Raw genomic sequence first — 23,626 nt, forward strand, 5'->3', positions numbered from 1 at the left:
TTGCAGGTCGAATCCTTCCTGTTTTACGTTTGCGTCAACGTTAATGCCGTTGTTATCTGGGGAGGACATTTATGAGCGGACGCGGCTTAAAAATTGGGGGAATTGCGGCGGTACTGCTTGGGAGTGCGGTTGTCGCTCACGCGGGTGGTCTGGAACGTAGCTCGCAGGATTTCGATATTCTGTTTGAACAAGGAAACGCCGTCGATGCGTCCGGCACTTTTGTCGCTCCGCAGCGTAAGCTGAAGAACATTCGCGGCTCGGCGATCGGAGCGGCGACGGGCGGTAGAAATCCTTTCAACGGCGGTCAGCCTTACAGCACTGAAGTCGACGAAGCGACGAGCTATTGGGTGCCGAAGGCATCCGCAAAGTTCGACTTGACGTCGGATCTGGCTTGCGCAGCACAATATCGTCAGCCTTGGGGCATTCATACGGATGTTGGTCTGGACTCGGTTCGCAGCTTCGTCGCAGCAGAACAGAAGATCTCATCGAACGACTATGGCCTGAACTGTTCCTATCGTTTTGCAGCCGGTGAAAAGGGCTATTTCCGTATCCTCGGTGGCGTGAGCTATCAGGAACTGCGCGGCGAACAGACCAAGGCTATTCCGCCCATTGGTCATCCATTCGGTGGCACGTGGCGCGTTGCATCTCTCGACGTGGAAGATGAGTCCTATGGCTGGCGTCTTGGTGCGGCATACGAAATTCCGGAATATGCGATGCGCGCCAGCATCGTTTATCAGTCCGAGGTTAAGTATAATCTCGAAGGCACCATTGATAATCTGGCTCTGAACCCGCTGACCGGCAAGGGTTTGCCGATCAATGTATCGAGCGATGTCGCAACACCGCAGTCGGTTGAATTCAAGTTCCAGACCGGTATCGCGCCTGATTGGCTCGCATTTGGTTCGGTGAAGTGGACCGACTGGTCGTCGCTGACCTCGGTTGATTTCGCCTCTTCGGACAGCAAGATCGTGCCGACCGGCACAAAGATCACCAGTCTGAATCTTTACTATCAGGATGGCTGGACGGTTAGCGGTGGCGTCGGTCACAAGTTCAACGATCAGTGGTCGGTTGCAGGTACTGTGACCTGGGATCGTGGCACCAGCACGGGCCTGACCTCACAGACTGACATCTGGCTGTTTGGTCTTGGCACCAACTACAAACCGAATGATCAGGTTGAAATCCGTCTTGCAGGCGCTGCAGGCTGGCTGACTTCGGGCGAGCTGGACGATACCATCGTCGATGGAAAGCCCAGCCTGTCTGGCTCCAAGGGTGACTTCGGCAACGACTTTGTCGGCGGTCTCTCGCTGACCGCGAAGGTCAAGTTCTGATCGAACTGATCAGATACAAATCATGGGTCGGAGCATTTTTAACCAATGTTCCGGCCCATTATCTTTCAAGCCCGGCAGTTCTCGCTGCTGGGCTTTTTTGTGATATGTCCCTTTTAATTTTAAATTCCAGAAGCTTCTAAAACAACGAACCCATCATTTCGGTCGTTCAAGCACGCTGTTGTGTTTTCATAGCGAGCGAAGATATCGCCAAAAAGGGGTGATTTTGGTAGCACTGTGACCGCGACTTGTCGGATTTCCGTTGCCGAACCAGTTTGTTCGGTGCGCTCTGATCGTACAATTAAACCCGCAATTGGTTGGATATTGCCGGTCTCTTTCTTCCCGTTTTACGTTTGCGTCAACGTGAATTCCATGGCGGTCTTGGGGGGAGATTTATGGGAAGACGGAGCTTGAAAATTGTTGGTATTGCGGTGGCGCTGCTGGGAAGGGATGTTGTCGCTCACGCCGGTGCTTTCGAGACCAGTTCGCAGGATTTTGATATTCTGTTCGAACAGGGAAACGTAGTCGATAGTTCGGTCGTTTATGTAGCGCCACAGCGGCGATTGACGGAAATTGGTGGCTCGACCGCCAGTGACGAGAATGGCGGTATCAATCCAGCGACAGGCCGACCATTCGAAAAGGTAATAGAAGAGGCCAAGGGCTACTGGATGCCGAAGATTTCGGCCAAGTTCGACCTTACCAGCGATCTTGCCTGTGCTGCGCAATATCGTCGGCCCTGGGGTATCAGCACAGAGGTTGGCATTGAAACGGTCCGCTCTTACCCGTTGGCCAAGCAGAAAATCACGTCGAACGACTATGGTGTGAACTGTTCTTATCGTTTTGACGCAGGTGCTGTGGGCTATTTCCGTATTCTCGGCGGTGTCAGCTATCAGGAACTGCGTGGTCAGCAGACTCGGATGATCCCCCATTTTTCCCGGAGCCAAGACGGCATTCCGGGCAGCCCGTTTCGCGCCGCTTCTTTGGATGCAGATGACCAGTCTTTCGGCTGGCGTATTGGCGCTGCCTATGAAAATCCCGAATATGCCATGCGTGCGAGCCTCGTTTATCAATCCGAGGTTAAATATGGCCTTGAAGGTACCGTTGATAATCTGATTTTGAATCCGATCACTGGACGCGGTGTAGCGATCAATGTGGATAGTGACGTTTCGACACCTCAATCCGTCGAGTTCAAATTTCAGACAGGTATAGCGCCCGGCTGGCTGGCTTTTGGCTCGGTGGAATGGATGGATTGGTCAAGCGTGACGTCTGTTGATTTTGTCGCGTCTGATAATGAAGTTCTTCCAACTGGAACCAGGGTCACCAGCCTGAATCTCTATTATCAGGACGGTTGGACTTTGAGGGGCGGTATTGGTCACAGGTTCAATGACCACTGGTCTCTCGACGGGACTCTGACCTGGGATCGCGGCACCAGCACTGGGCTCACCACACAGACGGATCTCTGGTTGTTCACCCTTGGCACCGGTTACAAGCCAAGCGATAAGGTCGATATCCGCCTGGCTGGCGCTGCAGGCTGGCTAGTCTCAGGGAGGATTGACGCTACAGTGGACGACGGCAAGCGCAGCCTGTTGGGTTCCGAGGGCGTGCTCGACGATGATTTTGTCAGCGGCCTCTCGCTGACAGCGATGGTCAAGTTCTGATCGACTTGATGCAGTGCAAGCAGCAAAAGCCCGGCAGCGATGCCGGGCTTTTCTTTGAAATAGAAATCAAGCGAGGTTCACTTCTGCTCCAGACGCGCCAGCAAAGAAGACGTATCCCAGCGACTGCCGCCGATCTTCTGCACTTCCTTGTAGAACTGGTCGACAAGCGCCGTGACGGGCAGAAGCGCGCCGTTGCGATCCGCTTCATCAAGGCAGATGCCTAAATCCTTGCGCATCCAGTCCACGGCGAAGCCAAAATCATATTTGCCCTGATTCATTGTCGCGGAGCGGTTTTCCATCTGCCAGGAACCGGCAGCACCTTTGGAAATGACTGCGATGAGCTTTTCGATATCGAGTCCAGCCTTTTTGCCGAAATGAATGCCCTCAGCCAATCCCTGAACGAGACCGGCAATGCAAATCTGGTTCACCATCTTGGCAAGCTGCCCCGAACCAACGGGGCCCATAAGGCCGACAGAGCGGGCATAGGCGTCAATAATCGGCTTGGCGCGCTCGAAGACCGGTTCGCTGGCGCCGACCATCACCGTCAGCACGCCGTTTTCTGCGCCAGCTTGACCACCCGAAACCGGTGCATCGATGAAATGAATGTCGCGCTTTTGCGCTTCTTCCGAAAGCTCGCGTGCGACTTCGGCAGAGGCCGTCGTGTTATCGATGAAGATCGCGTCTTTTTTCATGGTCGAAAAAGCACCGTCCGGGCCGATGGTGACAGAGCGCAGATCGTCGTCATTGCCGACGCAGGCGAACACATAATCGGCATCGCGCGCGGCTTCTGCGGGCGTGGCGGCGAAGCTGCCGCTGAATTCCTTCGCCCATTTTTCAGCCTTGGCGGTCGTGCGATTATAGACCTTCACGTCGTGGCCGCCCTTGTTCTTCAAGTGGCCCGCCATCGGGTAGCCCATCACGCCCAGGCCGAGAAAGGCTACTTTTGCAGTCGTCGTCATTCGTTCATTCCTCTGGATAGTTTTTGGACCGTAGGATCAGGTGAGGGGTGTCATCACAGCTGACCGGTAGGCAGGGCGCTCTTTCAGGCGCTCGTACCATTTTTCCAGCTGCGGCAGCGAAGGGCGTTCGATGGGGAATTCGAACCAGGCATAGGCATAGCAGCCAACCGGAATGTCCCCGATACCGAACTCTTCTCCAGAGAACCACGACGCCTGACCGAGACCGTCATTCGCAATCTTCATGGAACGTGCAAGGCCATCGAGACCGCGTTGGAGTATGGCCGGGTCACGCTTGTCTTCCGGCAGGCGGATCATATGCTTCATGACATTGCTGAAATCGCTGTAGAGCGTGTTGGAGGCCCAATCCATCCACTTTTCCCCCTGCGCGCGCTTGGCCGGATTCTCGATCCACAGGCTATTATTTCCATAAGTCGCCGCCAGATAGCGCGTAATGACATTCGATTCCCACAGCACGGTCTCACCGTCTTCGAGCGATGGAATAAGGCCATTGGGATTGCGTGCGAGAAAGGCCGGATCGTCCAGCCCGCCGAACTGGCCGCCAACGTCGATCTGTTCGTAATCAAGGCCAAGTTCCTGCGCTATCCAGAGCGCTTTCTTGACATTGGTGGAATTGGTGCGACCCCAGATTTTCAACATGATATTGCCCATTGCTATGCTTCAGGAATTGGATGCGCCCAGCAGGGACGCGCTGTTGATTAAACAGATAGCCCCCGGAAGCTGCAAGGCTGCCGGGGGCTAAATTCAGGACCTTCTCGCTAAATCAGCGAACAAGATGTCGTGTCAGCCGTCGTTCGAGATAATCCCAGATATGTCGGAGCACTTCAACGATCAGCAGGTAGATCACTGCCGCCCAGAGATAGGTTTGGAAATCGAAAGTGCGGGAATAAGCGCGCCGCGTTTCACCCATCAGGTCGAGAACCGTGATGATGGCGACGATGGCCGAACCCTTGATCATGAGAATGATTTCATTGCCGTATGGACGCAGGGCGACGATCAGCGCCTGTGGAAGAATAACTTTCCAGAACGTCACGCGCTTCGAAATGCCGAGCGCCGCAGCACCTTCCCATTGGCCCATGCCAACGCTCTGGATCGCGCCACGCAGGATTTCCGCCTGATAGGCAGCCGTGTTGAGCGAGAAGGCGAGAATGGCACAATTCCATGCATCCCGGAAAAACACCCACAGGCCAATGCTTTCAAGAAAAGGCCGGAAAGTGCCGAAACCGTAATAGATCAGGAAGGTTTGCGCCAGAAGCGGGGTGCCGCGGAAGAAATAGACATAGCCGAACGCGATGGCTCTCAGCCAGCGATTGTTCGACATGCGTGCGGCGGCAATCGGGATCGACAGCGCCGCACCGACAAGGATCGACACCACGACCAGTTTCAACGTGACGAGAAGGCCGGACCAGTAGCGCGGTCCATAGGTCTCGAAGAGATCAATACGCCAGACATTGTAGAGATAGATGGCTAGTCCGACGAACATCAGCGCCCATATCCCCACAAAGATATGGCCAGCAATGCGTGCGCGTGTCCATTCACGGACGACTGGCGGCGGTGCCATGACGGCAGTGTTATTTCGTGTGACAGCTTCGTTCATGATCATGCACCCCGCGAACGATTGCTGCCAGCATCAGCCCATTGGGCGATGCGGTTGATGAAATAGGACGAGATGATCGCCAGAGCGAGGTAGAGCAGACAAGCGACGCCAAAGAATAGGAATGGCTCCTTGGTCACGCGCGCTGCAATGGAGGTCTGCCGCATGATGTCGGACAGTGTGATCACGGATACGAGCGAGGTGTCTTTCAGCAGCACCAGCCATAGATTGGCAAGGCCGGGCAGGGCGATGCGGATCAATTGCGGCAGGATGACCTTGCGCATCGTTTGCCAGTGCGACAGGCCGACCGCGTAACCGCCTTCATATTGCCCGCGCGGGATGGCGCGGAAGGCGGACAGGAAGACTTCACTCGAATAGGATGAGAAAACGAAACCGAGCGCCACCATACCGGCGGCGAAGGCATTGATCTCGACATTCGCGTTGACGCCAAATAGTGCCAACAGTTTCTGCAAGCCGAGCGAGGCACCGAAATAAACCAGAAACAGGGTCAGAAGCTCTGGAAGACCGCGGAAAATGGTCGTGTAGATATTCGAAGCCAGTCGGATTGACGGTTCGGTCGATTGCTTCCCCAAAGCAACCAGAAATCCAAGAACGAGGCCGACGGGCAGAGTGGCGATTGCCAGAGTGACCGTTACCAGAAGCCCCCAGGCGATGCTCCTCGACCAGCCTTCGGGGCCGAAACTCAATAAAGTGGCGTAATGTTCCATCGCCTTTTTCTTTTTTCTGGGCGGATACGTATCCGGCTCGCTCTGTTGCGAGCGCTTTCACCGAAGGGTCCGCCATAAACGCTGTGCGCCGGTTTGTTTTTGGGCACATCTTGTCCGAAAACCGCTACACACTTTTCGGGATATGCTTTTAATACAAACCGGCGCAGACTTCTTCAAAGAAACTTAGTTTTCGGCGCCGTAGGCGTCGAACTCGAAGTACTTATCGTTGATTTCCTTGTACTTTCCGTTGGCACGGATCGCCTTGATGGCTGCATTGAACTTTTCAACCAGCTCCGGGCGGCCCTTCTTGAAGGCAACGCCTGCGCCGGGACCGTGAATTTCAACAACCGGCGGGAAAGTGCCAACCATCTTGCAGCAGGCGCCATCCGGCGTCTTCAGCCATTCGCCGAGCGTGACGCTATCGTCATTGGCAGCGTCGAGACGACCATTGGCCAGATCGAGACGGTATTCTTCGGCGGTCGGGTAGGCCTTGATCGTGCTGTCGGTGAAGGTCTTTTCAGAGTAATTCGCGTGGGTGGTGGAAACCTGCACGCCGATCGTCTTGCCAGCGAGATCTTCCTTGGTCACACCCTTGATGTCGCTATCCTTCGGGGCGACGATGCCCGGAGGTGTATTGTAGTATTTGTTCGAGAAATCGACCTGCTTCTTGCGCTCATCGGTGATGGACATGGAAGCGATGAAGGCATCGAACTTGCCGGCCTGAAGGGCCGGAATTGCGCCGTCCCATTCCTGGGTGATGAACGTGCACTGGGCCTTCATTTCATCGCAAAGCGCATGTGCGATATCGACGTCAAACCCTGAAAGAGTGCCGTCCGGCTTGATGAAATTGAAGGGGGGATAAGCGCCTTCAGTGGCGATGGTGAGCTTCAAAGGCTCCTCAGCATTTGCGGCGCCGATGGCCAATCCGCCAGCCATGGTTGCAATGGTCGCAACCGAAGCTGCTGCTACGATACGCTTCAATACGCGCATAATTAGTCCTCTCGTTTACTCTGGCTGGTTCCCTGATTATTTTTCTGGTCAGCCATTTGTCGTGCAACTGCAATTTAAAATTGAGGATTAGTGATCGATAGTCGCTCCTCCCGCTGCTAGCAATAGATGGTCCAGCGGAGGCTGCGCAATAATTTTTCGCATGTTCGCCACCGCCCTCCAATCCGAAGACGATATTCCCACCACTTTTCACCGGAAGGCAAGATGGCTTGCGTAATAATTTTGCGTATAATTATTGCGGAATTCACAGGCTATTCCGCCGAAAGTCGGAGCAAAATAGTGAAAGCTGACGTTTCGGCGGAAAGCACTAGGGAATTGCTCAAAGCGCCATTTCATTTTGGATGAAATCGGCAATTTCATCGACCATATTGATATCGAAGACCGGCAGGCTTGAACTCTGTTGGGGATAATCGGTTGCAATGGCGACGATGCTTGGATCGTTTTCGGCGAGCGGTGGGCCGTCATGGCTGCCAATTCGACGGAGCTCGATTTTCTTGTGTGGCTCGCGCTTATAGCCCTCGACGAGAATCAAATCGCAGGGCGCGAGCTTGTCCGCGATGTCTTGCAGCGAGATCTCTGGCCCGTCGAGATTTTCATGCATGATGGCAAAGCGGCGCTCTGAAACGATGGCAACTTCCGCAGCGCCCGCCTGGCGATGTCGCCAGGAATCGGTGCCTTCGTGATCGATATCGAAATTATGATGCGCATGCTTGATGGTCGCGATGCGGTAGCCGCGTTCGGTCAGGCAGCGCACAAGCTTTTCGGTGAGCGTGGTCTTGCCGGAATTCTTCCAGCCTGTAATTCCGAACAGCTTGTGCGTCATGGCAAGGCTCCGTTCAAACGATTCAATCGCCGGGCTTCAACAAGATCGATGGGTCGGTTGATATTGAAAAATGGATCATAGCTTTCCGAGCCAACCTTCGTCGTTGCAAGTGGAAAGTCTACCGTTTCGAATTTTACATCGCGTGCAAAAGCTAGAACGCTGGCTTTCTCTGCGGTCGAAAGCCAGTCTCTCAGCCGATCCGCCAGTTGAGTGCGCCACAGGCCGAAAACCGGATGAACATGCCCAACTGAGCTGGCAAGAACGATGTCCTTGCCGCTCTGTCGTTGGCGCTCGAAGAGCTGCTCTGCGAGATTGGCAGGCAGAAACGGTGTGTCCGCTGCGGCGGTCAGGAGCCATGTTGAATTTCTAGCACGAATGAGCGCAGTGAGAATGCCAGCTAAGGGGCCACCATGGTTTGCGGGGATATCCGCGACGATCGGTTGACCAAGATCGGCCAATCGGGACGGGTCGCCATTGGCATTAATGAAAAGCGCGTCCACCTGCGGTTTCAGCCGCGCTGCAACTGCGGCGATGATACTGCTTGAACCTAAAGCCTGCAGGAATTTGTCGCCCGCTATTCCGCCTTCACGCATCCGGCTCGATAATCCGCCTGCGATGATCGCACCGACCACATCTTGCTTGATGGCCATCATTTCGGTCCGAGACCAGTTGGAATGGAAGCAAGGGTGCTTCTGCTCTTCTGTCGCTTCTTCAGCGCGTGTTCGCGATAGACCATGTAGATGCCGCTTCCGACGACGAGAACCGATCCAATGATTGTATACGTATCTGGCGCTTCGCCAAAGACCGCGATGCTCAGGCCTATCGCCCAAAGCAGGCTGGAATAACGGAACGGGGAAACGAAGGACACTTCACCCTCACGCATGGCGAGAATGATGAAGTGATATCCGATCAGCAGAAGCACGGCAGCGCCAAGCAAGGCCGCGATGGAGAGAAGGCCGACAGGCTGCCATCCGCCCATCGGGGCGGTCAGTACGCCGCCGGTTATCGCAATTGCACCGGCAGTCAGCGTTGAAAGGTAGAATGTCGGTACATGGGCGGGCACGCGGCGCGTCGCAATATCTCGCATGGCCGCAAAGCCGACGCTTGCCAGCAAAATGGCAATCGCACTGAAACTTGCCGCGCCGGCTGAACCGGGACGAATGATAATCAGCACACCGACAAGACCGACAAGAATAGAGGCCCAGCGCCGCCAGCCGACTTTTTCCTTGAGGAAGATTGCTGCGCCAAGCGTAACCAACAAAGGTGTCGCCTGAAATACCGCAGAACAGAAGGCTTGTGAGAGATTTCCTAACGAGACGATATAGGTAATTGTCGCAACGACTTCGCCCAGCACGCGCAGGACCGTCATCGGCTCCAGAGAAAGATTACGCAACGCGCCATGACGCCAGGCTAGAAAGCCGACCATTGCGGTCGCAAAAACGCCACGGATTAGCATGTACTGACCACTATTCATTTCCGTGAGAAGGAATTTGGTAATGCTGTCCCCGATGGTGAAAACACCCATGGCGAGAAGCATATAAATACTTGCGCGGAAATTCTCTGACTGCAGCACGGTATAGAATCCAATTTAGAATTCCATACCGTGTTAAAGTTTATTGCGCGACAATTATTTGCGAGTATTTTTGCTCAAAAGTAAAAGCGCCTTTAGCCGCCGGTCAGGCTCATATGCCGTGCCACCGCTGGCCGGTTATGATCACGGTCGATGATGAAATCATGGCCCTTGGGTTTGCGCGAAATCGCCTCATCGATAGCCCGGCTCAGGAAATCATTGCTGTCATTTTCCCGCAGCGCCTTGCGCAGATCGGCATCGTCATTCTGGCCGAGACACATATAGAGCATGCCCGTGCAGGTGAGGCGGACGCGGTTGCAACTTTCGCAGAAATTATGCGTCAAAGGCTTGATGAAACCGAGACGTCCGCCGGTTTCCTCAATCGTGACATAGCGGGCAGGGCCGCCCGTGCGATATGGAATATCGGTCATCGTGAACTGAACCGAAAGGTCGCTACGCAGCTGCGACAACGGCAAATACTGATCGGTGCGGTCGAACTCGATTTCGCCCATCGGCATGGTTTCGATCAGCGTCATATCCATGTCGCGGCTATGGGCCCAACGGATCAGCTCGGGGATTTCGAATTCGTTGAAATTTTTCAAGGCAACGGCGTTGATCTTCACGCGGATGCCAGCCTTCTGCGCGGCATCTATACCTTCAAGCACGCGCGCAAGGTCGCCCCAGCGGGTAATTTCGTGAAACTTGTCGGGATTTAGAGTATCGAGCGAGACATTGATGCGCTTTATGCCGCAATCTGCCAATTCATCGGCAAAGCGCGAAAGCTGCGAGCCATTGGTGGTCAGCGTCAATTCTTGCAGCGCACCGGACGCCAGGTGACGCGAAAGCCCACGGATCAGATGCATGATGTTCTTGCGCACCAGCGGTTCGCCGCCAGTAAGCCTCAGCTTACGCACGCCTTTATCGATGAACACGGTGCAGAGCCGTTCGAGCTCTTCCAGCGTCAGCAGATCCTTCTTGGGAAGAAAGGTCATGTGCTCCGCCATGCAATAGGTGCAACGGAAATCACAACGATCCGTCACCGAAACACGCAGATAGCTGACCGTCCGTCCGAAAGGATCGATCATCGGTTCGGTGGGAGAAACAAGGGGCTGTGCCTGTAAGGTTTTCATCTGTGAAGCCATTGTTTCCATGAGGGGCGACGCAGTATCTACCCGTTCTTATGAGATAAGACTTCCGCCGCGCATTGTCCAGTTTTGCCGGGCTGAAGCAGTTTCAATACCCTTGCGGTATTTCGACATGCAGCCTATCACAAGCAGGCTTCGACGATGACGGAGCAAGCTTAATATGGAGAAAAGCAATGAGCGACGTTTGGCCGACCGAACTGCGCGTTTCCAGCGACCGCAAATTGCTGACGGTGGCTTTCGACAGTGGCGAGCGATTTGAACTGACCGCCGAGCTGTTGCGCGTGCTTTCGCCGTCGGCAGAAGTGCAAGGGCATTCTCCCGAACAGCGCATTACGGTCGGCGGTAAGAGGAACGTAGAAATCATCAAGGTCGAGCCGGTCGGCAATTATGCGGTGCGCATCACCTTTGACGATATGCACGACACCGGCCTGTTTTCCTGGACCTATCTGCACAAGCTCGGCACCGAGAAAGAGGCGCTCTGGCAAACCTATCTCGATGAACTGGCAGAAAAAGGGCTCAAGCGCGACCGCTAATCCTTTTCCAGCATATCCGCGATACGCCGCATCATGTCGCCCATGGCGTTGCATTGCGACGCGGTGGAGTGGGCCATGACGCGGTCGATCAACTCGGTATAGACCGAAAGCGCTTCGCCGAGCAGCTTTTCACCATCGGGCGTGAGCGTGAGGCGGATAATCCGCTTGTCCACCGGATCGCCGCTGCGCGTCAGCAATCCCCGATTCTCCAGTTTCGGCAGCAACATCGTGATATTGGATCGCCCAACCAGAATTCTGCGAGCTAGATCGTGCTGCGATTCGCCTGGATGGCGATAAATATTCATCAACACATCGAGGTCAGCAATCTTCAGATCGAACGACGCCAGCCCCTGCGCCAGCGCGCGTTCGACCGCCTTGCCAGCTCTCGCAACGGCAATCCAGTTCTTGAAGCGCGGATTATCCCAAGGCAGCTTTTGATTCTTGTCTTGCATTTTGTTCATTCTTGTACAATTATTTGTTCAGGATTGAACATGATTGAGGCCTCGTTATGGCGACGTTATCTCTTCAGGTTACGCGATTCGGTCTGGGTGTGCTTGGCCACATTGCACCGGAACGTGCTGGTCGTGCGGCATTCAAGATTTTCTGCCGCACGCCGAGCCGCAAGCCCAAGACCAAAGCCTATGCGGAAAAGTTGCAACAGACGAGCGAAGAGTTGCTCAAGGCCAAAAGGCTCGATCTGATTATAGATCGCGGCGTTGTCGCAACCTATCTTTTCGAACCCGCAGGGATGGCTCGACAGACTGTCCGTACTTCGCTGGTTGTGCATGGCTGGGGCTCGCGCAGTGCGGATATGATGGCGATTATCAGCGCGCTGGTCGCACGCGGCGAGCGGGTCGTCGCCCTCGATCTGCCGGGACATGGCGCATCGGGGGGCCGTGAGCTCGATTTCATCCGGGCAATTGCCGCGGTAGATGCCGCATGGCGCCAGTATGGCCCGTTCTATGCGATGGTCGGGCATTCCTTTGGCGGTGCGGTCGTCGTCAACGCGGCTGCCGGGCCACTTGGCTGCTATCGCGAGCGACGTCCCGCCAAATTGGTAACCATTGCATCTCCGCATTCTATGGACGGCGTTTTCGAAGGTTTCGGAGAGGTTTTGCAGTTGAAGGCCGATGTGCGTCAGGCGATGAAGAATAGAGTTCAGCAAATCGCAGCGCGCCCGATCCACGATTTCGACACCGATAAGCATCTGCGCCGATTGTCGATCCCGACGCTGGTTATTCATGCACGCGACGACAAGGAAGTTCCGGCGCGCTGTGCCGAAATGGCTGCCAAAGCGGGGTCGCATGTCCGGCTGCATTGGGCTGATGGTCTTGGGCACCGAAGGATCATAGCCAGCCCGGATGTGGCCGGAAAAATTGCGGATTATGTGAGCGGCCCCATGCCTTTGCGGGCTGTGGCATAAGGGCGGAAACCGGAGGGCGGCTTTTAAGCCGCCCTTATCCGAATATCAATTGAGCGTTAATCAGCCCAGATTGAGTTCCTTGAAGAAATCATTGCCCTTGTCGTCGATGACGATGAAAGCCGGGAAATCTTCCACTTCAATGCGCCAGATGGCTTCCATGCCGAGTTCCGGATACTCGACCACTTCCACTTTCTTGATGCAGTCCTGCGCCAGACGAGCAGCCGGGCCACCGATGGAGCCGAGATAGAAACCGCCATGGCTTCCGCAGGCTTCGCGCACCTGACGCGAACGGTTGCCCTTGGCGAGCATCACCATGGAGCCGCCAAAAGATTGGAACTGGTCGACATAGGAATCCATACGGCCTGCCGTGGTTGGGCCGAACGAGCCCGATGCATAGCCGGCTGGCGTCTTCGCCGGACCCGCATAATAGATGGGGTGGTTCTTGAAATAATCCGGCATGGATTCGCCGTTTTCCAAACGCTCGCGAATTTTCGCATGCGCCAGATCGCGGGCGACGATGATCGGGCCGGTCAGCGATAGCTGCGTCTTGACGGGGTGCTTGGACAGCTCCTTCAAAATTTCGGCCATTGGCTGGTTGAGATCGATCTTCACCACATGCGAGGAAAGCTTTTCTTCGTCGATATCCGGCATGTATTGCGCCGGATTGGTTTCCAGCTGTTCCAGGAATATGCCTTCCTTGGTGATCTTGCCCTTGGCTTGACGGTCTGCCGAGCAGGAAACGCCGATGCCGATTGGCAGCGATGCGCCATGGCGCGGCAGACGGATGACGCGCACGTCGTGGCAGAAATATTTGCCGCCGAACTGCGCGCCGACCCCCAGTGACTGGGTCAGCTTGTGGATTTCGGCTTCCATTTCCAGATCGCGGAAAGCATGGCCGGTTTCCGAACCCTCCGTCGGCAGGCTGTCGAGATAGCGCGTGGAGGCGAGCTTGACGGTCTTGAGGTTCATTTCAGCCGATGTGCCGCCGATAACAATCGCCAGATGGTAAGGCGGGCAGGCGGCTGTACCGAGGCTCAGGATCTTGTCCTTGAGAAAGTCGATCATCCGGTCATGGGTCAAAAGTGAAGGCGTGCCCTGATAGAGGAACGTCTTGTTGGCCGAACCGCCGCCCTTTGCCACGAAAAGGAACTTATAGGCGTCTTCGCCTTCTTCATAGATGTCGATCTGCGCAGGCAGATTGTTCTTGGTGTTCTTTTCCTCGAACATGGAAAGCGGTGCCAGCTGCGAATAACGCAGGTTCTTCTTGTTATAGGCTTCGAGCACGCCGCTGCCGAGCGCATCGGCATCGCCGCCTTCCGTCCAGACGCGACGGCCCTTCTTGCCCATGATGATCGCGGTGCCGGTATCCTGACACATTGGCAGAACGCCGCCTGCGGCAATATTGGCGTTCTTCAGAAGGTCATAAGCGACAAAGCGATCATTGTCGGTCGCTTCCGGGTCTTCCATGATCTTTGCAAGCTGCTGCAAATGGCCAGGACGCAACAGATGGTTGATGTCGGCAAATGCCGCCTCGGACAGAAGACGCAGCCCTTCCGGGTCGACAGTCAGGATTTCTTGACCCTTGAAAGTATCGACCGAAACAAAGTCGGAGGTCAGTTTGCGGTATGGGGTGGTGTCTTCGCCAAGAGGAAAGAGATCGGCGGCGCTTGCATCTGCCATCGTGGTACCTCGCTTGCTTGCCTGCCGTACTGGCCAGAAATCGGCAGATCCCCAGCTTGCACGTATGTTGCTCAAAACCCGGATTTCTAGGCACCATCCGGGATAATCTGAGGGGCTTTTAGCGCGATGAGAGGCGGAATCCACTGCGGCACATTGCGCAATGAGGCAAAGAGAGGCGCTTCTGGTACAGGCCTGCTGTTGCCAGAATGCGCCTTCCTCAAAGTTTTGTGATTATTTTTGAGCAAGAAATTGAAAGAAGTGGCATTAGCGTTAAAACTTTCTATACGAGATTCATAAAATCTACGCGAATTGATTGAGACGGATTCGCCTTTTGGCGGACATGCTAACTTTGGCGGTTGAAATGCAGTTTTCTCGGCGCGCGCAGATGGATGTAAAGAAAATTCGCACCAGCGGATCTTATATTCGCAATGCGATGGTACTGGCTCTGGCCGCATCGGCCTTGTTCCCGGTCACGCAGGCTGAGGCAGCGAATTCACTTTTCGAGCTTTTTCAGCAGCGTCGCCAGCAGGCCGCGCAGCCCGTTGCACCGCTTCCGCCCGCCGCCGTTGCTCCCCGTGCTGCAGCTGCGGCCACGCCAACAGCGCCAACGCGGATCGCTCCTCCAGCGCAGCGTGTGACGGTGAAGGGACCCGAGATTTATGATTACAAGCCGGAAACGCTGATCAAGATCGATTTCACCGCGCTTGACATGCAGGTGACTGCTGCAACTGCTCCGGCAAGTGTTGTTGATCCGCTGACATCCGGCATGTCGCCGATCAGTGTGGAAAAGACGCATGAGGCCAATGATACGGCTGGCAATCGCGCTTTCGACGCCGCGATGGATTATTTGAAGTCCGTCGATGTGAAGGCTGAAAAGCCAATCGCTGAGGCGATAGTCTCCTATTATTCGACCAATCGCTCATTCATTTGGTCGGCTGACGGCAAGGTGCTTGATCGCGCCAAGGCGGTTGCAGCCTTCTTTGCTCGTGCTGGCGAAGACGGACTCAATCCGGATGAATATGCGGTCACGATCCCTTCCGATAATTTCGATCCCGCGCAGAACGAAGAACGTCAGCAGAAGCTGGCTGAGTTTGAAATCCGCATGTCGGCCCGTGCGCTGCGCTATGCGATGGACGCGGGCGAGGGGCGTGTGATCGCCGACCGCCTGAGCGGTTTCCATGACCTGCCGCGTGATCGCGTCGATCCGAAGACCGTGCTGGAAAGACTGGCCGGTGAAGCCGATCCGTCCGCTTATTTGCACGGGTTCCAGCCGGATAATGCGCAATATGCGGCTTTGAAGCAGGCTTTGTCCGAAACGGACGCGCCAGCAGGTGAAACCGTTCGCGTTTCTCTTGATGGTGTCATTCGTCCGGGCGACACCAGCGACCAGTTGGCCAATATAGTGGCGCTCATTATCAAACACGCGCCTGCTGATTATCTGGAAAAGCACCGCGATGTCTTGCAGGCTCATGCCGATACGAGCCTTTACGATCCGGAATTGGTTTCCGCGATCAAGGACTATCAAAAGCTTTCGGGCAGTGCGCCCGATGGCGTCATCGGACGCAACACGATTTCGGCGTTGCAGGGTGAGCAATCATCCGTCAAGCGCGACCGGATTCTCTATTCGATGGAACGCCTGCGCTGGCTGCCGCATGATTTTGGCACGCGTTATGTGATGGTCAACCAGCCAGCCTACCGCGCCGAATATTTCGAGGATGGTCAGGAAAAGCTGGGCATGAATGTGGTGATCGGCTCGCCGACCCATCAGACCTATTTCTTCTACAACAAGGTGCAGACGGTTGTGTTCAACCCTTCCTGGGGCGTGCCGCGTTCGATCATTCTGAACGAAATGCTGCCCAAGGTTATGCGCGACACCAGCTATCTCGACCGCAACGGCTATGAAGTTTATGTCGGTGGCAAGAAGGTTTCGGCGAGCGCGGTCAACTGGAGCGCCGTTGCATCAGGCAAATCGCATGTCGGTATCCGTCAGAAGCCAAGCCTCGACAATGCCCTGGGCGAGCTGAAGATCCTGTTCCCGAACGAACATGATATCTATATGCACGACACGCCCGCAAAGTCCTATTTCAGTCGCGACATGCGTGCGCTGAGCCATGGCTGTATTCGTCTGGAACGTCCACGCGACATGGCGGCAGCCGTGCTTGGCAAGCCCGTTGGCGATCTGGAGAAATATTTCGGCAAGAATGAGCGCGGCATCAAGGTGCCGGACCCGGTGCCGGTCTATATTTCCTACTTCACGGCATGGCCGGACACGAACGGCCAGATTCGCTATTACAGTGACGTTTATGATCGCGACTCAGGCATGCAGAAGGCCTCCGATAAAACGGCGGCATCGCGACTGGCGGCGCTTTAATCGACGCGCTGGCGTTCAGCGACAGCGGAGGTTTTCAGGCCTTGGAGACATGGCGGTTATTGTTCGCCGCCATTTTTATTGAGCCGCCTTGAACCGATCTCGGCTGTGAAAATCATTTGGGAAACAAGCGGTCGGCGCTTGACTTTGCCCCGAGCGGAACCGTATATCCGCGTCACCTTGATTGAGCCATACGGCTCTAAGGGCGCGTAGCTCAGCGGTAGAGCACTCCCTTCACACGGGAGGGGTCACAGGTTCAATCCCTGTCGCGCCCACCATTTTCCAACCGCCCCACATGCATTGCGAAAATCGTTCAGTTGCCGTTCGGTGCAGTGGCGCCTGCAACGCCGGTATTTGTCACGATATTTCTGTCGTCATCATATTGGGCGACGAGCATAAGTGCGACGAGGGCAACGATAATCGGCACAATAAGACACAACACCCTGACCGCGATCAGGGCGGTATGCCGTGTCCTTATCAGCGCTCTTTCTCTCATGGCTGATATTATCGCACGTATACGCCTCATCCGCCATATTGAGCGACATTAACAATAAGCAATCTCGGGCGGAAGAAGACGCTCCAAGTTTTTGTTTTTACCCATATATTGTCCGAAAACCGTGTCTGGCTTTTCCAGATGTGACCTTAGCGCGCGCAACGCTGTCGGTTGAGGCGCACCTTGATCTTGTCGGCTTTATCCGACCCGGAGGTTTTGGAAGAGACGATATGCGCCCGCACGGTGCAGGTTCCGGCCAGAACCTCGAAATTATTAGCCCGGATATACATGACAGTATTGATGGGGTTCTTGGGAAGTTCACGGGAAACCGCGTCGATGACAGCTTTCACTTCCTCGGCGCGCTGTTTGGGAGAAGTTACAGCTGCGCTGGTGTTGATTGCAGCGAAACCGCTCACCGATAATGCCGCGATGCAGATGAGAACAGCTTTCTTCATTGGCGTAGCCTCCGATTGAGCTCAGGAGATTCGGGTCTTCGAGTAAAAGACCCGTTGAATCGGTTATGGCCCCGAATCTATCACAGATCGGGGCCATCGCTGCCATTTGTTCAGCTTTTACTGAGCCGGGGCAGGCGCGGCGGGTGTTGTGGTTTCACCGCTCGCCGGAGCCTCGTTTTCCTTGGCTGCATTGGGATCGGCCACACCATTGGTGAAGACCTTGGAGCGGTCGAAGGCAGGGGCTGCGGTCAACTGGTCCTTCGTTGCGCTTAGAACTAGCCAAGTGTTTCCGTCGCTACGGGTCGCCAACTGCAGGACATCGGGGCTTACGGCGACATCCTTTTCGCCAACGCCGAGAAAACCGCCGACACCGATCACGGCGGCAACAACCGATCCGTCAGAACTGACGATAAGGTCATTCAGTTTACCGATTGATTTTGCGTCATTGGCATCGCTTTCATAAACACTGCGGCCGATGAAGCTGGAGACAAGGACTTCGCCTTCCTTGGGTTCCACAAAGCCGATCTTGTTTTTATCGGCAGAGGGAGCTGCTCCGAACATGTTCTTTGTCGATACAGGCAAGTCCTGTTGTGCGGGGGTATCCGTACCGGGCGTTGTCGCGGTGGGAGCCGCCGTCTGCGCAAGGGCCGGAGCACCAATCAAAAGTGCACACGCTGCCGTCAGAAGTGATGTTCTAAACATAACTGCTCTCCTTTCTGCATTGGGTGTCCATAGCTCTAACGGTTTGATTTCTGGATCGTTCCGACATTTTTGCCTGTTACGGAGCGAAACTCATGACTGTCACCATGCGCATGCGCGAAGTCTCGCGGAAAAGCAGCAGCCAGCTGCAGAATCCCGAGCAGCCTCGATTCTCAATTGTGCAGATGGAGGTTTCTAGCTGTTATTGTACGACTGGAGAGGGCGGACTTGGCTCGGATGGCGCAGGAGCGGCAACGGGCGCGGAAGAGGCGGGCCCACATCGATTTGCCCGCGGGTGGCGAACGCCTTTCGACAGGAATACAATCTCAACAGCGTCGCCAATCGGTGTGACGGTCACGTTTTCGCTGGCCTGCTGGTGATCGCTATCGCAAACCAGGTTGAGCGTAAACGTTCCCTTGTAATTGTCGAGTTTCATGACGGTGCACTGCATGTCGCGGCTATCGAAGCGCTCCCGCGAAATCGTGAAGCGCTTGTCGTTATTGCTGCACCAAGTACCCATGATCGCGGTCGGATCGACCGGCGGTTTGGGCGGATTGACGTTGGCTGAAGGTGACGTGCAGGATGCGAGCGCGGAAAGCGCCAGTACACAGGCAGCAACATTCAGTTTACGCGACATTTAAACCTCTGCGCAGCTGATCACGGAACAGTCGAGCTATTGGATATCGGGAAAGTCGCGCTGGCTCAAGCGCTGAACGCCGATCACTGTTGCGTCCGTCTTGGGAATATAGCGCAAGAAAAAACCCCGCCGTGGCGGGGTTTCATTCAGGACAGCCATTGCTGTCGATTATACCAGTCATCAATTTCGGATTTGGCCTTGTCTTTCGCGAGGCCATACCGTTCTTGAATTTTACCCTCAAGCTGTTCGCGTCGACCACTGATCTGGTCGAGATCATCGTCCGTCAGCTTGCCCCATTGTTCCTGAATCTTACCTTTGACCTGTTTCCAGTTGCCTTCAACACGATTCCAGTCCATCGGGATTTCCTCCGTTTACATTGGGAACAGGGGACTAACGCGCGAACTGCCGGATTGTTCATCGCTTTGATGTCAAACTTGCGTGTGTACCTGATGTATGGAGCGTTAAAACCAGACAGGGAGAAACCCCGACGTTTGTGTTAGGTGCATAATGACGCCGGGGTGCGCTTCAATGCTGATGCAATGAAGCGCATATGAAGATGATTGCATAAAGGCGGCAGAAAGATGAACCCGCAGAAGTTGAAACAGAAGAGATGCGCAACAAGGCTAGCATCAGGTGATAAACAATTATTATCGTTATAAAAATTTCTTGAAGAGTATTTTGTTTATCTTTTAAATCGATCACAGATCGTTGAATAGATGAAGCTGTTCATTTTGAGTTCATGCGTTAGGTTTCATGATGCTTCCTATCAAGAGGAGTAAAAAGAATGAAGCTCTTTAGTGGACTTATTGCAGGAATTGTTGGCGTTGGCTTGTTGGTGGGCGCCGGAGCAGCTTCCGCTGCACCTGTGGCCAATCTGGCAAAGCCCGGCGTGACTTCCAATGTCGAACAGGTTCGCGATCATCGCGGCTACCATTCGCATAAGCACTGGAAGAAGCGGCATTACCACAGACGGGACCACTGGCGGTCCGATCGGCGCCACTATCGCGATCACCGCTGGCAATCGCACCGTCACTATAAACGCGATTACTATCGCGGATATCACCGGCATCACAGCAGCCGTTGGAACGGTCCGGCCAGTTCCAACCGATAAAATCAGGGGCGCAGCAGCGCCCCTTTTTATATGGTCAGTTGTCGGACGGTAATTGACTGCAATCCCGTTTCGCAGAAACATACCGCAAGATGAGATTTGCATATTGCCCTGCTCAGGCAGGTTTGCCCTGAAAGAAACGGTATTTCATGTCGAAGTTTTTAAAGCGATTTTTCACGTTTCTCGTCGGTTTGGTCGTTCTGCTGTTAGTCGGCGTGGCGGCATGGCTCGGTTTCAACCCACCAGAGCTTTTGCGGGTGGGTACGGGTTATGCAGCAAAGATCGTGTGTTCCAATGTGTTTATTGCCAAACGAGACGCCGATGCGGTTCTCGCCGACGATGTTCAGGCGCCGGGAAATCCGCTGCTGAAATTCCTCAATGTTGCCGTGGATGAAGACACTGACACCGTAACTGTCCGGATTTTCGGCTTTTTTGCGCCCAGCAAATCTGTGTTTCTTCCCGGACAGGGATGCGCCAATGTTCAATCGACGGACAGCCGCAGTGTCGCGACCGATGAAACCGTGCAGACGTCGCCCAATCCGCTGCACGTGGCGATTTCCGCAGAAGTGCAGAACGTTATCGAAGACAACGAACTGGCAGGCCCGGGCATGCGGGCCATTGCGGTCATTCACAACGGTCAACTGATCGCCGAAACCTATGGTGAGGGCTTCAATGCGAATACACCGCTGCTTGGTTGGTCGATGACCAAATCCGTAATGGCGACGCTGATCGGGATGCGGATTGCTGAAAACCGCATGGATCTGGCCAAAAGCAATCTTCTGCCGGAATGGCAGAACGACGAGCGCGCCAAGATCACCGTCGCGAACTTGATGGCGATGGACAGCGGTCTGCGTTTTAACGAGAATTACGGTGCGGTGGCAGATGTCACCCGTATGTTGTTTCTGGAAAAGGACATGGCGGGATTTGCCGCTTCGCTACCGCTGGAAACGGAGCCTGGAACGAAGTTCAACTATTCGAGCGGGACGGCGAATATTCTATCCAAGCTGTTTATGGATAGTTTCGATAACCGGAACGAGGCGCTAGCCTATCCGCGCACTGCCTTGTTCGAACCGCTCGGCATGAGCAGCGCCCTCGTGGAAACGGACGCGTCGGGTGTGTTCGCTGGGTCGTCCTATATGTACGCGACCGCGCGTGACTGGGCCCGTATTGGCGCGTTTCTGGCGGGAGACGGAAAGCTCGATGGAAGACAGGTTCTGCCTGCCGATTTCGTGTCCTTCATGCGCAAACCGTCTGCGGCCTCGGATGGCCGTTATGGCTCCGCGCAGGTCTGGTTGCAGTCCGGTGGCGCCAAAGCGGGCGAGGATGGCATTCCTGATGATGCGTTCTGGATGTCTGGCCATGACGGTCAAACCGTCATGATCATACCGTCCATGCATCTTTCTGTGGTGCGTCTCGGGCTGACGCCATCCCGTTCAGGCTATACCGTGCAGAAGCTGGATGCAAAGATCATCAAGGCTCTCCGTTAGAAGTTTGTTTTCGTTGATGGTTGCTGTTCAAAGGGAGGCGGTTATGCCGCCATCAACATAGAGCACATGGCCATTGACGAAGGAGGAAGCTCCCGACGCAAGGAAAATGCAGGCGCCGACGAGCTCATCCACCTTGCCCCAGCGCCCCGCAGGCGTCCGCTTTTCAAGCCAGCTGGAAAAGGTCGGATCAGAAACGAGGGCGGCATTGAGTGGCGTGTCGAAATATCCGGGAGCAATGGCGTTGCATTGCAAGCCGTATCTGGCCCAGTCGGTGGCCATGCCCTTGGTCAGATTGCCAACGGCGCCTTTGGTGGCGGTGTAGGGGGCTATGCCCGGTCTGGCGAGGGCAGTCTGGACGCTTGCGATGTTGATAATCTTGCCCGCTCCGCGCTTGATCATATGTCTGGCAACAGCCTGCCCCACATTGAAAACGCTCGATACATTGGCTTTCAGCAAGCGCTCAAAGGCATCGGCTGGGAAGTCTTCAAGCGGGGTACGATGCTGCATACCCGCATTGTTGACGAGAACGTCGATAGGACCGACATCCGCCTCGAACCGGTCTATGGCCGCGCGAACAGCTTCATGGTCTGTCGCGTCGAAGGCCAGCCTGTGCTTCACCCCAAGGCTTTCTGCGGCGGCCTTCAGCTTGGCCGCATCGCGTCCGTTAAGAACGACATCAGCTCCGGCGGCGGCAAGGCCCTTTGCCAGCGCATAGCCGATCCCTTGCGACGAGCCGGTCACAAGCGCGCGTTTGCCCGTCAGATCGAAGAGTTGAACGCTCATATTTCCTCCTGGAGCGATAGAACCTGTCTCGCACTTTTTTGAAGTTCCTTAGTTGAATGCAATCTGGGTTTTCATCGATTGCGTTTTATCTGACGCGATATCGAAGGACCTCAGCGCATCAGTGAGCGGCAGAGTTTGCGTGATGAGTGGTTTGACGTCGATCAATCCGTCTTGCATGAGCTTTACAGCGAGAGCGAATTCTTCGTGGAAACGGAAGGAACCGCGCAAATCGAGTTCTTTGGCCGTTATCGTGTTGATCGGCAGGTTCATCTCACCACCCACTCCGAGCTGCACGATGATACCGCGTGGTCTAAGCGCGTGAATGCCTGCCACAAGGGCAGACGCCGCGCCAGAACATTCGTACAATATGTCGAATGCTCCTTTGTTCTGGCTGAATTCGGTCAGACCTTCAGGGTTCTGCGAGAGGTTGACGGTACGGTCCGCGCTGACCTTGCGGGCGAAATCAAGCGCTGGCCCGGAAATATCCGCAGCGACGATCTCCGCAGCACCAGCGCGACGCGCCGACAGGATTGAAAGCGTGCCGATGGGGCCACAGCCGGTCACCAGCACGCGTTTACCCAATATCTCGCCTGCACGGCGGGTGGCGTGCAGCGTGACCGCGAGCGGTTCAGCCATTGCCGCTTCACCGGCGCTGAGGCCGTCGGCTTTCACGCATTGGCTGGCTTTTGCAACGAGCCGTTCACGGAATGCGCCTTGAATATGCGGGAAGGGCATAGCCGATCCATAAAAGCGCATGTTGAAGCAATGGTTGGGTAGTCCCTGGTGGCAATATTCGCAGTGACCACAGGGACGGGACGGCGATATGGCGACCAGATCGCCAATGGCAAGCCCGGAAACGCCTTCGCCAAGTGCAGCAATGTGGCCGGAAACCTCGTGTCCGAGGATCATCGGTTCCTTGACGCGTACGGTGCCAAATCCGCCATGGTTGTAATAATGCAGGTCCGAGCCGCATATGCCGCCCGTGGCGAGACGAATTTCAACCTCGCCGGGACCGGGCGTCTCGGGCTCACGCTCGTCAATGCGCAAGTCCCTTGCAGCGTGGATGACAATCGCTTTCATCGCGTCCTCACAGAACCGGAATGGGGATCGGTCGACCCATGAAGTGAGCCGACAA

Annotated in this window: 24 protein-coding genes and 1 tRNA gene; 8 read left to right on the plus strand and 17 right to left on the minus strand. The window is 55.2% G+C overall.

Translation table 11 applies throughout. The annotated features are described in order from the left end of the window. The first annotated feature begins 71 nt into the window (after nucleotides 1-71). Entirely contained in the window at nucleotides 72-1,325 is a 1,254-nt protein-coding gene (locus JAU75_RS01700; RefSeq protein ID WP_199054069.1) for an OmpP1/FadL family transporter, read from the plus strand. 392 nt (nucleotides 1,326-1,717) lie between these two features. After that, entirely contained in the window at nucleotides 1,718-2,980 is a 1,263-nt protein-coding gene (locus JAU75_RS01705) for an OmpP1/FadL family transporter (RefSeq protein WP_199054890.1), read from the plus strand. A gap of 77 nt (nucleotides 2,981-3,057) precedes the next feature. On the opposite strand, the gene JAU75_RS01710 is transcribed toward JAU75_RS01705, so the two are convergent. The 9 genes from JAU75_RS01710 to moaA all read right to left on the minus strand — a co-directional run bounded on the left by JAU75_RS01710 (nucleotide 3,058) and on the right by moaA (nucleotide 10,810). Beyond that, the gene (locus JAU75_RS01710) at nucleotides 3,058-3,939 is read right to left on the minus strand and encodes an NAD(P)-dependent oxidoreductase (RefSeq protein ID WP_199054071.1); all 882 of its coding nucleotides are present in this window, start codon (nucleotides 3,937-3,939) and stop codon (nucleotides 3,058-3,060) included. Nucleotides 3,940-3,975: 36 nt separating this feature from the next. Further along, on the minus strand, nucleotides 3,976-4,596 hold the full coding sequence (locus JAU75_RS01715) for a glutathione S-transferase (protein ID WP_199054073.1): 621 nt from the start codon (nucleotides 4,594-4,596) through the stop codon (nucleotides 3,976-3,978). 124 nt (nucleotides 4,597-4,720) lie between these two features. After that, entirely contained in the window at nucleotides 4,721-5,554 is an 834-nt protein-coding gene (locus tag JAU75_RS01720; protein ID WP_199054074.1) for an ABC transporter permease, read from the minus strand. Nucleotides 5,555-5,556: 2 nt separating this feature from the next. Beyond that, complete coding sequence (locus JAU75_RS01725; RefSeq protein WP_199054075.1) at nucleotides 5,557-6,279, minus strand: ABC transporter permease; 723 nt, start codon at nucleotides 6,277-6,279, stop codon at nucleotides 5,557-5,559. 183 nt (nucleotides 6,280-6,462) lie between these two features. Next, nucleotides 6,463-7,269 (minus strand): ABC transporter substrate-binding protein, encoded by an 807-nt coding sequence (locus JAU75_RS01730; RefSeq protein ID WP_199054076.1) that lies wholly within the window; start codon nucleotides 7,267-7,269, stop codon nucleotides 6,463-6,465. Between the two features lie 337 nt (nucleotides 7,270-7,606). Continuing rightward, nucleotides 7,607-8,110: a molybdopterin-guanine dinucleotide biosynthesis protein B gene (mobB, locus tag JAU75_RS01735; RefSeq protein WP_199054077.1), complete on the minus strand. Its 504-nt coding sequence runs from the start codon at nucleotides 8,108-8,110 to the stop codon at nucleotides 7,607-7,609. Continuing rightward, a complete protein-coding gene (gene mobA / locus JAU75_RS01740; RefSeq protein ID WP_371836096.1) occupies nucleotides 8,107-8,763 on the minus strand; it encodes a molybdenum cofactor guanylyltransferase MobA in 657 nt (218 codons plus the stop codon). The genes mobB and mobA overlap by 4 nt, the downstream gene beginning before the upstream one ends. Next, the gene (locus JAU75_RS01745) at nucleotides 8,760-9,647 is read right to left on the minus strand and encodes a DMT family transporter (protein ID WP_199054891.1); all 888 of its coding nucleotides are present in this window, start codon (nucleotides 9,645-9,647) and stop codon (nucleotides 8,760-8,762) included. Before JAU75_RS01745 ends, mobA begins: the two co-directional genes overlap by 4 nt. Before the next feature lie 128 nt (nucleotides 9,648-9,775). Then, nucleotides 9,776-10,810, minus strand: a complete 1,035-nt coding sequence (gene moaA / locus JAU75_RS01750) for a GTP 3',8-cyclase MoaA (protein WP_199054079.1) — start codon at nucleotides 10,808-10,810, stop codon at nucleotides 9,776-9,778. Nucleotides 10,811-10,998: 188 nt separating this feature from the next. Between moaA and JAU75_RS01755 the strand changes: the two genes are divergently transcribed. Further along, entirely contained in the window at nucleotides 10,999-11,358 is a 360-nt protein-coding gene (locus JAU75_RS01755) for a gamma-butyrobetaine hydroxylase-like domain-containing protein (protein WP_199054081.1), read from the plus strand. On the opposite strand, the gene JAU75_RS01760 is transcribed toward JAU75_RS01755, so the two are convergent. Continuing rightward, on the minus strand, nucleotides 11,355-11,819 hold the full coding sequence (locus tag JAU75_RS01760) for a MarR family transcriptional regulator (protein ID WP_199054082.1): 465 nt from the start codon (nucleotides 11,817-11,819) through the stop codon (nucleotides 11,355-11,357). The two genes, JAU75_RS01755 and JAU75_RS01760, sit on opposite strands and share 4 nt — an antisense overlap. A 47-nt stretch (nucleotides 11,820-11,866) precedes the next feature. Here JAU75_RS01760 and JAU75_RS01765 point away from each other — a divergent pair, with 47 nt between their 5' ends. Next, the gene (locus JAU75_RS01765; RefSeq protein ID WP_199054083.1) at nucleotides 11,867-12,781 is read left to right on the plus strand and encodes an alpha/beta fold hydrolase; all 915 of its coding nucleotides are present in this window, start codon (nucleotides 11,867-11,869) and stop codon (nucleotides 12,779-12,781) included. Nucleotides 12,782-12,841: 60 nt separating this feature from the next. Here the strand turns inward: JAU75_RS01765 and JAU75_RS01770 are convergent, their stop codons facing one another. Next, nucleotides 12,842-14,461 (minus strand): fumarate hydratase, encoded by a 1,620-nt coding sequence (locus JAU75_RS01770; RefSeq protein ID WP_199054085.1) that lies wholly within the window; start codon nucleotides 14,459-14,461, stop codon nucleotides 12,842-12,844. A gap of 361 nt (nucleotides 14,462-14,822) precedes the next feature. On the opposite strand from JAU75_RS01770, the gene JAU75_RS01775 reads away from it, so the two are divergent. Both JAU75_RS01775 and JAU75_RS01780 read left to right on the plus strand, forming a co-directional pair. Beyond that, nucleotides 14,823-16,832 (plus strand): murein L,D-transpeptidase, encoded by a 2,010-nt coding sequence (locus JAU75_RS01775; protein WP_199054087.1) that lies wholly within the window; start codon nucleotides 14,823-14,825, stop codon nucleotides 16,830-16,832. Nucleotides 16,833-17,032: 200 nt separating this feature from the next. Continuing rightward, nucleotides 17,033-17,107: transfer RNA gene (locus JAU75_RS01780), tRNA-Val, on the plus strand. A 364-nt stretch (nucleotides 17,108-17,471) separates the two neighbouring features. Here the strand turns inward: JAU75_RS01780 and JAU75_RS01785 are convergent. The 4 genes from JAU75_RS01785 to JAU75_RS01800 all read right to left on the minus strand — a co-directional run bounded on the left by JAU75_RS01785 (nucleotide 17,472) and on the right by JAU75_RS01800 (nucleotide 19,469). After that, a complete protein-coding gene (locus JAU75_RS01785; RefSeq protein WP_199054089.1) occupies nucleotides 17,472-17,777 on the minus strand; it encodes a hypothetical protein in 306 nt (101 codons plus the stop codon). 117 nt (nucleotides 17,778-17,894) lie between these two features. Beyond that, nucleotides 17,895-18,479, minus strand: a complete 585-nt coding sequence (locus JAU75_RS01790) for a PRC-barrel domain-containing protein (protein WP_199054091.1) — start codon at nucleotides 18,477-18,479, stop codon at nucleotides 17,895-17,897. Nucleotides 18,480-18,678: 199 nt separating this feature from the next. Then, nucleotides 18,679-19,113, minus strand: coding sequence for a hypothetical protein (locus JAU75_RS01795; protein ID WP_199054094.1), 435 nt, complete (start codon nucleotides 19,111-19,113; stop codon nucleotides 18,679-18,681). Between the two features lie 146 nt (nucleotides 19,114-19,259). Continuing rightward, nucleotides 19,260-19,469 carry a CsbD family protein gene (locus JAU75_RS01800; RefSeq protein ID WP_199054096.1) on the minus strand — a complete coding sequence of 70 codons (210 nt, stop codon included), beginning with the start codon at nucleotides 19,467-19,469 and terminating at the stop codon, nucleotides 19,260-19,262. Nucleotides 19,470-19,897: 428 nt separating this feature from the next. On the opposite strand from JAU75_RS01800, the gene JAU75_RS01805 reads away from it, so the two are divergent. After that, a complete protein-coding gene (locus JAU75_RS01805) occupies nucleotides 19,898-20,224 on the plus strand; it encodes a hypothetical protein (RefSeq protein ID WP_199054098.1) in 327 nt (108 codons plus the stop codon). A 146-nt stretch (nucleotides 20,225-20,370) separates the two neighbouring features. Continuing rightward, nucleotides 20,371-21,708 carry a serine hydrolase gene (locus JAU75_RS01810; RefSeq protein ID WP_199054100.1) on the plus strand — a complete coding sequence of 446 codons (1,338 nt, stop codon included), beginning with the start codon at nucleotides 20,371-20,373 and terminating at the stop codon, nucleotides 21,706-21,708. A gap of 27 nt (nucleotides 21,709-21,735) precedes the next feature. Here JAU75_RS01810 and JAU75_RS01815 read toward each other — a convergent pair whose 3' ends face one another. Beyond that, complete coding sequence (locus JAU75_RS01815) at nucleotides 21,736-22,491, minus strand: SDR family oxidoreductase (RefSeq protein ID WP_199054102.1); 756 nt, start codon at nucleotides 22,489-22,491, stop codon at nucleotides 21,736-21,738. A 48-nt stretch (nucleotides 22,492-22,539) separates the two neighbouring features. Next, complete coding sequence (locus tag JAU75_RS01820) at nucleotides 22,540-23,571, minus strand: L-idonate 5-dehydrogenase (RefSeq protein WP_199054104.1); 1,032 nt, start codon at nucleotides 23,569-23,571, stop codon at nucleotides 22,540-22,542. Nucleotides 23,572-23,626 lie beyond the last annotated feature (55 nt).

The sequence above is a fragment of the Ochrobactrum sp. Q0168 genome, from assembly GCF_016427605.1.
Taxonomy (GTDB): Bacteria; Pseudomonadota; Alphaproteobacteria; order Rhizobiales; family Rhizobiaceae; genus Brucella.